This window comes from Corallococcus sp. M7 (assembly GCF_054512695.1).
In genome coordinates this window covers 742688-757465 of sequence record NZ_CM137252.1, presented here as the reverse complement: position 1 = coordinate 757465, position 14778 = coordinate 742688, and the positions used below count along the sequence as shown (strand labels likewise).

At 70.7% G+C, this 14778-nt stretch carries 11 protein-coding genes; 9 read left to right on the top strand and 2 right to left on the bottom strand.

Annotation, left to right across the window (positions count from 1 at the left end):
* Positions 1-8: 8 nt before the first annotated feature.
* The 7 genes from ACX114_RS03185 to ACX114_RS03155 all read left to right on the top strand — a co-directional run bounded on the left by ACX114_RS03185 (position 9) and on the right by ACX114_RS03155 (position 9515).
* Complete coding sequence (locus ACX114_RS03185; RefSeq protein ID WP_459294571.1) at positions 9-1172, top strand: FIST signal transduction protein; 1164 nt, start codon at positions 9-11, stop codon at positions 1170-1172.
* A 12-nt stretch (positions 1173-1184) separates the two neighbouring features.
* Positions 1185-4151, top strand: a complete 2967-nt coding sequence (locus ACX114_RS03180; RefSeq protein ID WP_459294569.1) for a response regulator — start codon at positions 1185-1187, stop codon at positions 4149-4151.
* Positions 4144-4563 (top strand): response regulator, encoded by a 420-nt coding sequence (locus ACX114_RS03175; RefSeq protein ID WP_459294567.1) that lies wholly within the window; start codon positions 4144-4146, stop codon positions 4561-4563. Before ACX114_RS03180 ends, ACX114_RS03175 begins: the two co-directional genes overlap by 8 nt.
* Before the next feature lie 212 nt (positions 4564-4775).
* A complete protein-coding gene (locus tag ACX114_RS03170; RefSeq protein WP_459294565.1) occupies positions 4776-6377 on the top strand; it encodes a tryptophan 2,3-dioxygenase family protein in 1602 nt (533 codons plus the stop codon).
* 2 nt (positions 6378-6379) lie between these two features.
* Complete coding sequence (locus tag ACX114_RS03165) at positions 6380-7519, top strand: aminotransferase class V-fold PLP-dependent enzyme (RefSeq protein ID WP_459294563.1); 1140 nt, start codon at positions 6380-6382, stop codon at positions 7517-7519.
* The gene (locus tag ACX114_RS03160) at positions 7516-8562 is read left to right on the top strand and encodes a methyltransferase (RefSeq protein WP_459294561.1); all 1047 of its coding nucleotides are present in this window, start codon (positions 7516-7518) and stop codon (positions 8560-8562) included. The genes ACX114_RS03165 and ACX114_RS03160 overlap by 4 nt, the downstream gene beginning before the upstream one ends.
* Positions 8563-8852: 290 nt before the next feature.
* Positions 8853-9515, top strand: a complete 663-nt coding sequence (locus ACX114_RS03155; protein WP_269012953.1) for a dienelactone hydrolase family protein — start codon at positions 8853-8855, stop codon at positions 9513-9515.
* Between the two features lie 10 nt (positions 9516-9525).
* Here ACX114_RS03155 and ACX114_RS03150 read toward each other — a convergent pair whose 3' ends face one another.
* Entirely contained in the window at positions 9526-10215 is a 690-nt protein-coding gene (locus tag ACX114_RS03150) for a response regulator transcription factor (RefSeq protein ID WP_459294558.1), read from the bottom strand.
* Between the two features lie 234 nt (positions 10216-10449).
* On the opposite strand from ACX114_RS03150, the gene ACX114_RS03145 reads away from it, so the two are divergent.
* Both ACX114_RS03145 and ACX114_RS03140 read left to right on the top strand, forming a co-directional pair.
* Complete coding sequence (locus ACX114_RS03145) at positions 10450-12387, top strand: CheR family methyltransferase (protein WP_459294556.1); 1938 nt, start codon at positions 10450-10452, stop codon at positions 12385-12387.
* Complete coding sequence (locus tag ACX114_RS03140) at positions 12384-13643, top strand: sensor histidine kinase (protein ID WP_459294554.1); 1260 nt, start codon at positions 12384-12386, stop codon at positions 13641-13643. Before ACX114_RS03145 ends, ACX114_RS03140 begins: the two co-directional genes overlap by 4 nt.
* A 12-nt stretch (positions 13644-13655) precedes the next feature.
* Here ACX114_RS03140 and ACX114_RS03135 read toward each other — a convergent pair whose 3' ends face one another.
* Complete coding sequence (locus tag ACX114_RS03135) at positions 13656-14705, bottom strand: chemotaxis protein CheB (RefSeq protein WP_459294552.1); 1050 nt, start codon at positions 14703-14705, stop codon at positions 13656-13658.
* Positions 14706-14778: the final 73 nt, after the last annotated feature.

Genomic DNA, 14778 nt, shown 5'->3' with positions numbered 1-14778 from the left:
AGGTCCTCATGGCGCACGTGAAGATGCAGACGGCTCGTTCCACCCTCACGGATCCGGTCGCCGTCGCCGAGGACCTCCTGCGCCAGCTGCACGGCCCGCCGCCGAAGCTGGTGACGCTGTTCGCGGCGCGCCAGCGCGACCAGCGCGCGCTCAACCGCGCGGTGCGGGAGCGGCTGCCCAAGGACACCCGGCTGGTGGGCGCCACCACCGCCGGGGAGCTGGACAACAACGGCATCCACGAGAACAGCGTGGTGCTGGGCGCGCTCTCCGGTGACTTCGAGGTGGGCCTGGGCCTGGGCAGCGGCCTCACCGGGGACGCCATCGCCGCGGGCGCGCAGGCCATCAAGCGCGCGTGCGAGGAGCTGGGCGTGCGCCAGCAGGACCTGGACGCGCGCCGGTACGTGGGCCTCGTGATTGACGACGGCTTCCGTTACAAGAAGGAAGAGCTGCTGCTGGGCATCCTGGAGAAGAACCAGACCCTGGTGCTCGTGGGCGGCGGCGCCAGCGATTCAGAGACGGACCCCGCGCGCCAGTCCGCCCTCATCCACGTGGATGGCGAGGTGGCCGGCGACGGCGTGCTGGTGGCCCTGTTCAAGACGAACGCGCCCTGGGCCGCGCTGCGCTCGCACTGGTACGTGCCCACCGGCGAGCGCATGACCATCACCAAGGTGGATGAGACGCACACGCGCGCCCTGGAGATCGACGGCCAGCCCGCCGCCCGGCGCTACGCGGACATCCTGGGCGTGGAGAACATCGCGGACCTGGAGTTCGGCCGGCCGGGTGGCTTCGCGCTGCGCCCCACCGCGCTCAAGGTGGGCCGCGAGTACTTCATCCGCGCCGCGTGGCGCCCCCTGGAGGACGGCTCCATCCTGTTCGCCAACCTCCTGGAGGAGGGCAGCGAGCTGGACCTGATGAAGGCCGGCGACCTGGCGGGCATGACGCGCAGCTTCTTCGAGGAGGAGCTGCCCAGGCGGGTACAGAACCCCCAGGCCGCCCTCCTGTTCCACTGCAGCGGACGCCTGTGGTACGCGCAAGCCCAGGGTCAGCTGCCGAAGCTCTCGGAATCCTTGAAGCTTGCACCCTCCGCTGCTGGGATGAACGTGCAATTCGAGATTTATTCGGGCTTCCACATCAACACCACGCTGACCGTGCTCGCGTTCGGCTCCAACTAAGTCCCCCAGACCATGGCCCAGCACCCGTTCGACGTGGCCGACGCCGAAGCGCCTCTTGGTTACACCCTGTCGCTGCTCCTGGTGGGCAGCGAGCGTGAGACGCGCGCCATGCGCGACGCACTGGAGAGGGAGGACATCCTCTCCATGCTCACGCTGGAGCCCGCCAACACGCGGGAAGCCCTGGAGCAGGCGCTGGAGCGCCCCTGGGCCCTGGTGTTGGCGGGGTCCGAGCTGCCGGGCATGACCTGGGAGGACATCCAGGCCGCCTGGGTGAAGCGCGGCCGGGAGACGGCCTTCGTGGTGAGCGCGCCCACCTGGAGCGCGGACACGCTGGCCGCGGTCATGCGCGCCGGCGCGCGCGACTACGTCAGCGAGGACCGCTACGGCCACCTGCCCTTCGTGGTGGCGCGGGAGCTGCGCCTGCACGCCGAGCGCGCCCAGCACCAGATGACGGGCGTGGAGCTCAAGCGCACCAACTACCTGCTCAGCAACATCATCGACGCGCTGCCCTTCGTGCTGTTCGTGAAGGACGCGGAGACGCGCCGGCTGGTGGTGGTGAACAAGACGTTCGCGGACGCCTTCAAGGTCACCAAGGAGTGGCTGCTGGGGAAGCTGGACCACGACTACTTCCCCAAGGAACAGGCCGAGTCGTTCATCGCCATCGACACGGAGATCCTCGAGACGCGCAAGATGAAGACGTTCGAGGAGGTGGCCCGCGCGGACGGCGTGGACCGCATCTTCGCCACGCGCAAGATTCCGCTCCTGGACGACCAGGGCGTCGCGCGCTTCGTGATGGGCGTGACGGAGGACATCTCCGACCGCAAGCAGAACGAGGAGGCCCTGCGCGCCTCCCGCGACGAGCTGGAGGCCGCCAACAAGCAGCTGGCCGCCAGCCTGGAGGAGATCAAGAAGACGCGCGCGGTGTCCGCCCGCTCCCTGGCGAGCTACCAGCAGCGCGCGCTCCAGATGGAGATCATCCGCCAGCAGAACGAGGACCTGGACCGGCTGGCCCAGGAGCTCTCCGTCGCCAAGCGCAACGAAGAGGAGCGCGCCCGCGAGGCGGAAGGGGCCGTGCGCCTCAAGAGCGAGTTCCTGGCGAACTTCAGCCATGAAATCCGCACGCCGCTCAACGGCATCATCGGCTACTGCGACCTGCTCATGCGCGAGGAGGGCAGCCGCCTGACGCCGCACGGCCGGCGCGACCTCAACGTGGTGAAGACGAACGCCAAGACGCTGCTGGCGCTCATCAACGACATCCTGGACCTGTCCAAGATCGAAGCGGGCCGCGTGGAGGTCGTCACCGAGCCGGTGGACGTGCAGGAGCTGGCCGACGAGTGCATGGCCACCGTGAAGGAGTACCTCAAGGGCAAGGACGTGGCCCTCACGGTGAACGTGGACAACGACGCGAAGGAGATCCGCACCGACGCGCTGAAGCTGCGGCAGATCATGCTCAACCTGTTGAGCAACGCGGCCAAGTTCACGGACACGGGCGAGGTGGCGCTCACGGTGGTGCCCGCGGGCAGCGGCGAGCTGCTGATGACGGTGGAGGACACCGGCGTGGGCATCCCGTCGGATCAGCTCCCCTTCATCTTCGAGAAGTTCCGCCAGGTGGACGGCACCACCACGCGCAAGGTGGGCGGCACGGGGCTGGGGCTCGCCATCGTGCGCGAGCTCACCCGCGTGCTGGGCGGCACGGTGGACGTGAAGAGCACGCTGGGCCGCGGCTCCACCTTCACGGTGCGGCTGCCGGACGTGCTGGCGACGACGGTGGGCGCGGACAGCCCGCACGCCACGGAGCGCCTGGTCCCCTTCCACGACGTGGCCCAGAAGCTCGCGCCCATGGCGCGGCCGGGCAGCACGGTGATGGTGGTGGATGACGACGTGCTCATCCAGCAGCTCGTCACCGGCCAGCTGGAGCCCGCGGGCTTCCGGGTGGTGACGGCCAACGACGGCATCGCCGCGCTGAAGCTGGCCCGCGAGGTGAAGCCGCAGGCCATCCTGCTGGACATCCACCTGCCGCGCATGGACGGCTGGTCCGTCTTGAGCCAGTTGAAGAGCGACCCGGCGCTGGCGGCCATCCCGGTCATCCTGGTGTCCGTGGAGGAGCAGCGCGCCCGCGGCTTCAGCCTGGGGGCGTGCGAGTACCTGGTGAAGCCGGTGGAGCCGGAGCGCCTGGTGGACGTGGTGCAGAAGAGCCTGGCGTCCGCGGGCGCGTCCGCCGCCACGGGCGACGTGCTGGTGGTGGACGACGACGCGGCCACGCGCGAGCTGGTCAGCCGCAACCTGCGCCGCGCGGGCTTCTCCACCAACGAGGCGCGCAACGGCGAGGACGCGCTGCTCAAGGCGCGCGTGTCGCCGCCGTCGCTGGTGGTGCTGGACCTGATGATGCCGAACCTGGACGGCTTCGAAGTGCTGCGCCGGCTGCGCGCGGAGAAGCTGTCCGTGCCGGTGGTGGTGCTCACCGGCAAGACGCTGTCCAAGGAAGAAGAGACGCTCCTGCGCGACGGCTTCGCGGGCTTCGTGCGCAAGGGTGGCCACGCGCTGGAGGACGTCATCGCGCAGGCCAAGGGCCTCTTGATGTCCCAGCGGGCGGCGTCCGCGGGGAAGCTGCCCCGCGTGCTGTACGTGGAGGACAGCGAGCAGAACCGCGACATCGTCCGCAGGTATCTGGGCGGACTGTATGACCTCATCGAGGCGGAGGACGGCGAGCAGGGGCTGGAGCGGGCCCGCAATGACGCGCCGGACCTCATCCTCATGGACCTGTCCCTGCCGCGGCTCGACGGTTGGGAAGTCACCCGCAGGCTCCGCGCGTTGCCGGATGGGCAGAACGTGCCCGTCATCGCTGTCACGGCGCACGCGGGTCGCGAGTACCAGGACAAGGCTCAGGCGGCCGGTTGCACGGCCTACATGACCAAGCCCCTGGACCGCGATCAGCTCATCGAGACGATTCGTCAGTACCTAGGGAGAAGCCATGGCTGAAGCAAAACCGCGCGTCCTTGTCGTGGACGACGATCCGGACCTGCTCGACCTCGTGCAGCGCTCGCTGAGCGCGTACGGGTTCGATGTGCAGACCCACACGTCTGCGTTGGGCGTGTCCAACATCGTGCGCGCCTCCGAGCCGGACTTCGTGCTCATCGACGTCAACTTCCCCGCCCTCAAGGGGGACAAGGTGGTGGACCTGGCGCGCCAGTACGCGCCCCCCGGCACCCGCTTCATCCTCTACTCCGCCTCGGATGAGGCCAAGCTGCGCTCGCTGGCCATCGCCTCCGGCGCGGACGGCTACATCTCCAAGAGCGTTCAGGGCGCGGAGCTGGCGCAGAAGCTCAACGCCATGCGCCTCAAGCCTCGCCCGGCGTCGCCCAACCGGAATCCCTCACCGGTTGAGAGCTGACCCACCCCCTGGGTGAGCCCGACCCCTCGGGCCACCCCGTACTCCGGACGGATGGGAATCTCAAAAATCGATAACCCGCAAGCCCTGTATGACTTGAAGTTCACCAAAAGGGCTGTAAGGTAGTCGCTTCTAGAGATTTACGCGCTCACTGTTCCCTGTGACTGGGGCGCGCTCTACCCACCACGAACTGCCTGCGTCCCCCCGGAGGCACCTTGCACACGTCGACCGATTACAGCCACGCGGAAAAGCTTAAGCAGGAGCTGACTCAACCCCTGTTCAACGTGATGCTGAAGAAGTGGGTTGGGAAGGGCGAGCTGGATTACGAGCGCTACCTGCACACGGGCACCCTGCTGGCGCTGCAATCTCCGGAAGGCGAGCTGGTGTCCCACGACGAGCTGATGTTCCAGATCGTCCACCAGTCTCAGGAGCTGTACCTGAAGCTGGCGTCGCGGGAGATGGTGGAGGTGGTGGCGGAGATGGACCGCGACGCGCTGTGGGCGGTGTCCGCGCGGCTGGTCCGGGTGCAGAAGATCCTCGCGGGCATCAGCGCGGAGATGGCCATCCTGGAGACGATGACCCCGGCCGAGTACCAGGTCATCCGCCGCAGCCTGGGCAACGGCAGCGGCCAGGAGTCGCCGGGCTACAACACCTTGCGCCACGCGGCGGACGGGCTGGAGTCCGCGATGGAGCGCATGCTGGCGCGTCGCGGGCTGACGCTGTTCCAGGTCTATTCGGCTGGGGGGCCGAAGGACCTGCAGCACGTCTGCGAGCAGCTGGTGACGGTGGATGAGAGCTTCCAGGGATGGCTGTACGCGCACTACCAGCTGGTGCGCCGGACGATTGGCATCGACCGCACGGTGAAGGCGCTGGACGGGCTGCCTTCTCAGGTGCTGCAGGCGCGCATGACGCTGCCGCTGTTCCGCGCGCTGTGGGACGTGCGCGTGGAGCTGACCGCGGGCTGGAAGCGCGAGGGTGGCTACACGCCGGGTGAGTCGCGCACGGGCGGCGGCTGCCCGATGGCCGCCATCAACGCGATGAAGGACACGGCGGTGCACGCGCCGGTGGCCCAGGCGCAGGCGGCGCACGCGCATGTGCATCACGGCGCGACGGCGCACGCGGCCCCGGCCCATGCGCACGAGGCGCGCACCGGCGGCGGCTGCCCGATGCACGCGCAGCACGCTCCGGCGGCCCACGCGTCCGCGGCGCACGCGCACGCCGCTCCGGTGGCCCACGCGGCCCCGGCGCACGCGCACGCCGCTCCGGTGGCCCACGCGGCCCCGGGCCATGCGCACTCCGCTTCGGCCCACGCGGCCCCGGCGCACGCCTCGGTGGCTCACGCCGTCATGGCGCATGCCTCGGAGGCGCACGCGGCCACGACGCACGCGCAGCTCGCCTCGATGGCTCACGCCGTCACGGCCCACTCGCATGAGGCGCGCACGGGCGGCTGCCCGATGCACGCCCAGCACACGCCGACGGCGCACGCTCCGGTGGCCCACGCTCCGGCCGTCCACGCCCAGCCGGCCCCGGCTTCACACGCTCCGCACGCGGCGGCCCATGCTCCGGCCGTCCACGCCCAGCCGGCTCCGGCGTCACACGCTCCGCACGCGGCGGCCCACGCTCCGCACGCGGTGCACGCGCCGGTGGCCCACGCCCCGCACGCGCCCGCTCCCCATGCGGCGGCGGCTCCCGCGCCGGTGGCGCACGGGCCGCATGCGGCGCCTCACGCTCCGACACCTCACGGGCCTCACGCGCATTCGCACGCCGCCCACGTGTCGGCGTACGCCCACGCCCAGGAGCTGCGGAGCCAGTCGTGACCGTGGCGGCACTCCCGGGAGCCCTGCGCGCGGAGTACCCGCTGCTCCAGACCTGCACGTACCTCAACAGCAACTCCACCGGGGCGCTGCCCCGGGCGGTGGAGGGCGTGCTGGCGCAGTACTGGAACACGATGCGCGCGTGGCGCGATGACACCTGGGACACCTGGCTGTCCCAGATGCAGGCGTACGCGGACGGCGTGGCGGACCTCATCGGCGCACCCGCCGGTTCCGTCGCGCTGGACACCAACCTGAGCGCGCACCTGTCGCGCCTGGCCTCGTGCCTGGACTTCTCCGGAGAGCGCCGCCGCGTCGTCATCACCGACCTGGAGTTCCCCACCGTGCCCTTCATCTGGAAGGGCTTCGCGCGCTACGGGGCGGAGCTGGTCGTCGTCCCGTCGAAGGACGGCCGCGTGGACGAAGCCGCGCTGGAGGCGGCCATCGACGAGCGGACACTCATCGTCTGCGTCGCGCACGGGGCCTTCGCCACCGGCGCCGTGCTGGACGTCGCGCGCATCGCGAGGGCCGCGCACAAGGCCGGGGCGCTCATCGCCACGGACGCGTACCAGACCGTGGGCACCGTCCCCGTGGACGTGCGCCAGCTGGACGTGGACTTCCTCATGGGCGGCGCGCACAAGTGGCTGGGCGGCTCCGAGGCCGCCTTCCTGTACGTGCGCCCGGGACTGCTGCCCACGCTGCGGCCCGCGGTCACCGGCTGGCTGGCCGGCGCGTCACCGCTGGGCTTCCAGCAGACAACGGACTACGCGCCGGACGCGCGCCGGATGATGGGCGGCACGCCCGCGCCGCTGATGGTGCTGCTGTCCCGGCCCGGCCTGGAGCTGCTCAAGGGCGTGGGCATCCACGCCGTGCGCGAGCACTCGCTGAAGCTCACCGACCGGCTGATGGCCCGCGCGGACGCCGCGGGCCTGCGCGTGGTGACGCCGCGCGAACCAAACCAGCGCGGCGGCGTGGTGGCGATGGGCTTCCCCGGTGATGCCCGGGTGACCCAGCGGCTGGTGGCGCGCGGCTTCATCTGCAGCCACCGGGGCTTCCTGCGCGCCGCGCCACACTTCTACAACACGCCCGAGGAAGTGGACGCCTTCATGGACGCGCTCATCGAAGAGCAGCACAATGAAGCCGCATGAGCAGCCAGATGCCTCCCTTCACGCGTGAGGCGCCGTCGCCTCGCGCCCTCCTGCACCTGCTGTTCAACGGCGCCCGCGCGCTGGACGTCGTGGAGACGGCCCTGGGCATGGGCCTGCTGGACGCGCTGGAGCCCGGCCCGGTGACGCTGGGCGAGCTGTCGGCGAAGCACGGCCTGGTCCCCAAGCGGCTCTACAAGTTCCTCGACTGCCTGGAGAGCCTGGGCCTGGTGCAGCGCGAGCAGACCAGCGACGCGCTGGAGGCGGCGCGCTACCGCGGCGTGCCCGGCCTGCGCGCGGCGGCGGAGGCCGTGCTGGGACCGAAGTCGCTGGAGCGCGACCGGGAGAAGTACGACTGGAAGGCGCTGCACGGCCGACTGCCGGAGACGCTGCGCGGCCAGCACTCCATGTCCGCCGCGTCGTTCGACTGGCCTCCGCGCACGCCCGAGCAGGTGGAGGGCTTCGAGGCCAGCATGGCCGCGGGACTGGGCCCCATCCTGGAGACGTTCCGCGCTCACGCGGGCACCCTGTGGCCCTCCGAGTCCCGGCTGCTCGACGTGGGCGGCGGGGACGGCACGCTCGCGGAAGCCCTGCTGCGTCAGCATCCGACGCTCGCCGTGGACGTCTACAACCTGCCCGCCACGGAAGCCCTTGTCGCGCGCACGCGCGAGCGCGCGGGCCTGTCAGACAAGCGCATGGGCTTCGTGGGCGGAGACTTCCTGAAGGAGCCCCTGCCCACGGGCTACGACGCGCTGTCGTTCGTGCGCGTGCTGCATGACTGGCCCGCGGAGGTGGCGCGGTCGCTGATGCAGGCCGCGTTCGCCGCCCTGCCCTCCGGCGGACGCGTGCTCATCTGCGAGGAGTTCCGCACCCCGGAGCGGCTGGCGGCCCAGTTCTTCTGGTCCTACTTCCTCATCGGCGTGGACACGTGCGTGAGCCGGCTGCGCGAGGTGGAGTTCTACCTGGAGGCGCTCACCGCCGCGGGCTTCACGCACGCGCACGTGCTGCCCGGCCCCTTCGAGCTGGTGGTGGCCACGAAGCCCTGAAGCCCTGGAGCCCCGCCCCGGGACGTCCTGGCCTGCCCCGCCGGCCCTGTCCTACGCTGGACACCCAGCCCCATCCGGCAGGTCACAACGGGAGGGGTGATGTTCAGACTGTGTCTTGGCCAGACGCGGTAACCAGCCACACGCAGACGGGAGGAGCCTGTATGCCAGGTCCCCGGTCACGAACGGGGTTGAATGCGGTAGGGCAGGACCACGGGTGGGAAGAAGCGCGGGAGTCAGAGGCGCAACGTGGTGGAAGACCGGCGGCGCGCACGCATCTGGAGCGTGAGGTGATGGTGCCGGTCGATGACGCCGTCCTCGTCCGGGGACGGCTGGCGGTGCCCTCGGGGGCCCGGGGCGTGGTGGTGCTGGCGCGCGGCAGCGACAGCAGCCTCCAGAGTCCACGGCTCGCGCAGACCGCGCGCCTGTTCCAGGCGATGGGGCTGGGCACCTTGCTGATGGACCTGCTCACCCGCGAGGAGATGGAGGAGCGCAGGACGCGGCAGTTGCGCTTCAACGTGGGCCTGCTGGGCATGCGCATGGCGGGCGCGGCGCGGTGGCTCAGACGCGAGGGCCCCACGGCGGGCCTGAACGTGGGCTACTTCGGCGCGCACACCGGCGCGGGCGCGGCGCTCTCCGCCGCGGCCTTCCGGCCTGATCAGGTGGAGGCCGTCGTGTCGCGGGGCGGCCGTCCGGACCTGGCTGGCGCGGTGCTGCCCAAGGTGCAGGCCCCCACGCTGCTGCTGGTGGGCGGCGCGGACACGCTGGGCCTGGACATCAACCGCCGGGCCTACGAGGCGCTCCGCGCCGACAAGCGCATGGACATCATCCCGGGCGCCACCCACCACTTCCAGGAGGACTCGGAGCTGGAACAGGTGGCCGAGCTCGCCGGGGAGTGGTTCCTCCAGCACCTGGGCGGTTCCCGGGAAGCGCTGGAGGACGGCGCGTCGCCCTGAGGCAGAGGCCTCAGGCCAGCACGGGACGGGTCACGCCCAGCTCGCACGCCATCACCGCGAGCTGGGCGCGGTTCTCCGGCCCCAGCTTGCGGTAGATGCTCGTCAGGTGGGCCTTCACCGTGCGCTCGGTGATGCCCAGGTGCGCGGCGATCTTCAGGTTGTCCGCGCCGGCCGCCACGTAGCCCAGCACCTCGCGCTCGCGCAGCGTCAGCCGCGACAGCGCGGAGGCCGGCATCTGGAGGTCATCCAGGTGCATGGCGCTGGCCTGGAGCATGTCCACGGGCAGGAGCCGCTCGCCCCGGGCCACGCGGCCCACGGCCCGCACCACGTCATCCACGCCCACGTTCAGCTTGCACAGGTAGCCCGCCGCTCCCGCCTGGAAGCAGCGCTCCACCACGTCCGGCTCCTGACGACCGGAGAGCACCAGCGCGCGCACCTGTGGATGGAAGTCATGCAGGTACTTCAGCGCGTTCAAGCCGTCCTCCGCGCCCTCGCGGCCCACGTGCTCCAGCCGCAGGTCCACCACCGCCACGTCCGGCGCGGCCGCGCGCACGTTGGACAGGAACGAGCTCGTTTCCGCGCACCGGGCCACGACCTTCATTCCCGCGCTTTCGAGTAGGGCCACCAGGCTCTCGCGGAACACCTGCTGATCCTCCAGCAGTGCGACGCGGATCTCCCGCCCCGTTGAGTTCAATTCCATGGATGACACCCTCGCCTTCCCATCGTCTGGTCATCACCCCCTGGGAAGGGCCATCCACCCTATGCCATCCCGCCGCCCCCTGTGAAACCACTCCCCGCATGGGAACGGCGAAGAAGAAGGCCAGCGAACGTTTTATCATCCGAGACCCAGACGAAGAGTATGGCCGACAGTGCTTCTCAGAGAGGGGGATCCCGGTCTTGCCCGTTTCACCCCCACTGGGTTACGTCCTCTCGCATGGCGACCAAGCCTCCACGAGACAGCGAGCTCGAAGCCATCCTGGAGAAGGTTCGACAGGTGCGGAACTTCGACTTCCGCAATTACAAGCGGGCCACGCTGCAACGGCGCATCGAGCGGCGGATGCAGGCCACGCGTTGCCGGAGCCGGGCGGCCTACCTGTCGCTGCTGGAGCGCGACCCCACCGAGGTGAGCACGCTGGTCTCATCCATGCTCATCAAGCTCACGACCTTCTTCCGGGACCGGGAGGTCTGGCAGGCGCTGGAGCAGAGCGTGGGGGAGCTCGTCCGCCAGCGGCCGGACACGGAGCTGCGCATCTGGAGCGCGGGCTGCGCCACCGGTGAGGAGGCGTACTCGCTGGCCATCATCGCCTCGGAGGCGATGGGGCCGGGCTATCCCGGCGCGGAGCTGAAGGTCTTCGGCACGGACGTGGACGAGGACGCCATCGCCACCGCGCGCCGGGGCATCTATTCGCCGGAGCAGTTGGAGAACGTCTCCCCGGAGCGGCTGGCGCGCTTCTTCGTGCGCACCGGCAACAGCTTCACGGTGCGCAAGGAGATCCGCCGCGCGGTGGTGTTCGGCGTGAACAACCTGGTGTCGGACGCGCCGGTGTCGCGCATCGACATCATCCTGTGCCGCAACGTCTTCATCTACCTGGACTCGGAGCTGCAGAAGCGGGTGCTGGCACGCTTCCAGTTCGCGCTGCGCCGCAACGGCCTGATGGTGCTGGGCCGCTCGGAGCTCATCCCCTTCGCGGCCCGGCTCTTCCGGCCCATCGACCTGGCCCGGCGCATCTACCGCAAGGACGGCCAGCCGGAGGTGACCAGCACCACGCAGGACCGTCTGCCTCCAGAGCCCACGACCCTGCCGCGCCTCCTCGAGCCCACCTTCGACACCGAACGCTCGTTCCTGCGCAACCTCCTGGACTCGCACCCCTGTCCGCACATCGCCACGGACAACGACGGCACGGTGACGCTGTGGAGCCGCGCGGCGGCCCGGATGTGGAACCGCAACGAGGGCGAGATGCTGGGCAAGAAGCTGGCGACGCTGGGCCTGCCCGGCCTCAGCGGCGATCTGCTCATCGAACAGAGCCAGCGCGTGCGCTCCGGCAACTCCGAGCGGGAGGTGGCCGACGGGGTGATGGAGGTCTCCAACGGAGACCCCCTCGCCCTGCGCATCCAGGTGGTGCCCCTGCGGGAGGCGGGGGGGGGCCGGCATCAGGGCCTGCTGTACACCGTCCACGACATCACCCACCTGCGCGGCGTGGAGCAGAACCTGCGCGCGGCGCAGGAGGAGCTGCAGGCCATGCAGCTGCGCATGCAGTCCTCCACGGAGGAGCTGCGCGCGTCCAACGAGGAGCTGGAGACGACCAACGAGGAGCTCCAGTCCGCGAACGAGGAGCTGCAGACGACCAACGAGGAGCTCCAGTCCACCAACGAGGAGCTGGAGACGACCAACGAGGAGCTCCAGTCCGCCAACTCGGAGCTGGACGCCACCAACCGCGAGCTGGCGCACCGCACGCTGGAGATGGACGCGCTCACCTTCTGCCAGCGCACCATCATCCGCACCCTCTCCGCCGCGGTGCTGGTGCTGGACGGCGACGGCCGCATCACCACGTGGAACCTGGCCGCGGAGCGGCTGCTGGGCCTCACCGAGCGCGAAACGGTGGGCCAGCTCCTGTGGTCCCTGCACGTGCCCGCGCTGAAGCGCGCGCTGCTGCTCAAGCTGCGCCGCCACCTGCAGGAGAAGCGCTCGCTGCGAATGGAGAGCATCCCCTACCAGCTGCCGCACGGAGGCAAGGGCAGCGCCACGCTGGTGTCCACGCCGCTCATCACCGACACGCACGTGCTGGGCTCCATCATCCTCTTCGAGGACACCACCCGCGCCACCGCCCTCCTGGAAGAGAACCGGCTCCTGCAGGAGAAGCTCAAGGCATGAGCCCCCACCGCGAGCCTCCGCCCGGGTCCTCCACCGGCGAGGACACGGTCACGCGGGAGCCCCAGGGGCTCCTGCACAAGTACCGCGAGCTCATGAAGAAGCACTCCGCCCTGGTGCGCAAACTGGGGGAGCACACCCGGCGCCAGGTCATCACGCTCAAGCTGTCGCGCTGGGCGCTGGAGACCAGCGACAGCGCGCTCGCGGTGATGAACGCCTCCAGCGTGGTGCTGGCCAACAGCCGCTGGCACGAGCTGGGACGGCTGCGAGGTCCCTGGCGGCGCGAGGACGACGGCGCGGAGCGCATGGCCCTGCGCGACGTGGGCCAGGCGGAGGCCGCGGCGGTGCTCGCGCTCCCCGAAGGCGCGCGCGTCATGCGTTACCGGCAGGTGCGCGACGCCCAACCCCAGGTGTTGGAGGTGCGCGCCGAGCGCGTCACCGGCCACATGCAGGGGCAGGTGCTGGTGCTCGCGCGCGACATCACCGAGCAGGCGCGCGCCGAGGAGGAGCTGGCGACCGCGCGCGCCACGCTGCTGGAGCGCGAGAAGGTGCGCGCCCTGGGGGAGCTGGCGGCGGGCATCGCGCACGACCTGCGCTCCACGCTCGACGCCATGCGGCTGCGGCTGGAGCTGCTCCAGCGCGACGTGGCCCCCACGGGCCAGGGCCAGCAGCACCTGGAAGCGCTCGCGCGCGTCGTGTCCGACGCGGAGGCGCGCGTGGACCGGCTCCAGGACTTCTCCCGCAGCAAGCCCGGCACCGTCCTGGAGCGCGTCCAGTTGATGAACGTGGTCCGCGACGCGGTGGAGATCGTCCGGGGCGGCATCGAGCACCAGGCGCGCCAGGGCGGCCATGCCCTGCGCCTGGACGTGGAGCTGCCCAACGGGCTGCCCCAGGTGTGCGGCTCCGCCATGGAGCTGCGCTACGTCATCATCAACCTGATCATCAACGCGCGCGACGCCATGCCCCGGGGCGGCGTCATCCGCGTGCGGGCCTTCCGGTTCGGGAGGACGGTGCGGCTCACGGTGGAGGACGAGGGCACCGGCATCCCGGAGGAGCACCTGCGCGACATCTTCAAGCCCTTCTTCACCACCAAGGGCGACAAGGGCACCGGCCTGGGGCTGTCCATGGCCCACGGCGTGGTGACGCAGTCGGGCGGCACGCTCACCGCGGCCAACCGTCCTGAAGGCGGCGCGGTGTTCACACTCACCTTCCCCGCGTTGAAGGCCGCGCCCCCTCCGGCGCGCGGCGGAGCGCGCTGACGCCCGGGGTCTTCAGCCCAACTGCTCCGTCTCGTCGGAGGCGTCGGCCTCCAGGGACGCCGCGCCGGACGGAGGCGCCGCGAGCACCGTCTGACGCAAGAGCTGCACCTGGGCCTCGGCCGTGCGGGCGCGCTCCTCGAAGCGCAGCGCGGAGCGCTCATGGCTGCGCTGCCGGGCCTGCGCCGCCAGCCGGCGCGACAGGGACGCGCTCTCCTCCAGCGCGCGCAGCGCGGCCCACATCGCGCCGTCCAACTGGTTCTGCTGCGAGCCGGACAACGCCTCCGCCGTGTACGCATGGCCCGTGCGGCAGCGGAAGCGCAGCAGGCCGTTCTCCTCCAATTCAAAGAGCACGCCGCCGCAGTCGGGGCAGCCGTAATAGGACGGCTTCGCGTACACCATGGGCGAAGGCGGGTCGTCCATGGAGGGAATGTCCACCTTCATCGCCTTCACCTCCGTCTCCACCTGCCGCGACCGCTTGCGCGAGCGCGGCGCGACGGGCATCTCCACCAGCCGCGTCAGCAGCGTCCCCATGTCCTCCAGGGGCACGCAGTGGTCCACCGCCACGTACTCCAGCGCGCTCCGCGGCATGTCCGGACAGAGCGCGTCGCGCGGGTCCTGCACCACCGCCAGCCCCCCCTCCCGCTTCACCGCCATGAGGCCGCTGGTGCCACAGTCCAGCGCGCCGGTCAGCACCACCCCCACCACGCGCGAGCCATGGGCGCTCGCGGCCGAGCGGAACAGCGGATCCACCGCGGGCCGGTGCCCGTTCTCCTTGGGGCCCTTCATCACCCTCACGCGGTCCTGCTCCACCAGCAGGTGTCTGTCATTGGGCGCCACGTAGATGCGCCCCCGTGACAGCGGCTCTCCGTCCTGGGGATGGTGGGCGGGCAGCGGGCCGGAGCGGGTGAGGATCTCCGGCAGGTAGCTGCGGTGCTGCGCCGGCACGTGCAGCACCAGCAGCACGCAGGCGGCCAGATCCTTGGGCAGCTGCCCCGCGAGCGCGGTCAGCGCCTCCACGCCCCCCATGGATGCGCCGATGACGATGATGTCGTGGCGTTGCACGTGGCGCGGCTCCCTGTCGGCGCGCCAGGGGATTCGGGCGCGTCTGTCTCAAGCTAGGGAGGGCCCCTGTCCC

Coding starts and splice junctions, on each gene's coding strand:
- ACX114_RS03185 (WP_459294571.1), top strand. CDS start 9: ATGGCGCACGTGAAGATGCAGACGGCTCGTTCCACCCTCACGGATCCG.
- ACX114_RS03180 (WP_459294569.1), top strand. CDS start 1,185: ATGGCCCAGCACCCGTTCGACGTGGCCGACGCCGAAGCGCCTCTTGGT.
- ACX114_RS03175 (WP_459294567.1), top strand. CDS start 4,144: ATGGCTGAAGCAAAACCGCGCGTCCTTGTCGTGGACGACGATCCGGAC.
- ACX114_RS03160 (WP_459294561.1), top strand. CDS start 7,516: ATGAGCAGCCAGATGCCTCCCTTCACGCGTGAGGCGCCGTCGCCTCGC.
- ACX114_RS03155 (WP_269012953.1), top strand. CDS start 8,853: ATGGTGCCGGTCGATGACGCCGTCCTCGTCCGGGGACGGCTGGCGGTG.
- ACX114_RS03150 (WP_459294558.1), bottom strand. CDS start 10,215: ATGGAATTGAACTCAACGGGGCGGGAGATCCGCGTCGCACTGCTGGAG.
- ACX114_RS03145 (WP_459294556.1), top strand. CDS start 10,450: ATGGCGACCAAGCCTCCACGAGACAGCGAGCTCGAAGCCATCCTGGAG.
- ACX114_RS03140 (WP_459294554.1), top strand. CDS start 12,384: ATGAGCCCCCACCGCGAGCCTCCGCCCGGGTCCTCCACCGGCGAGGAC.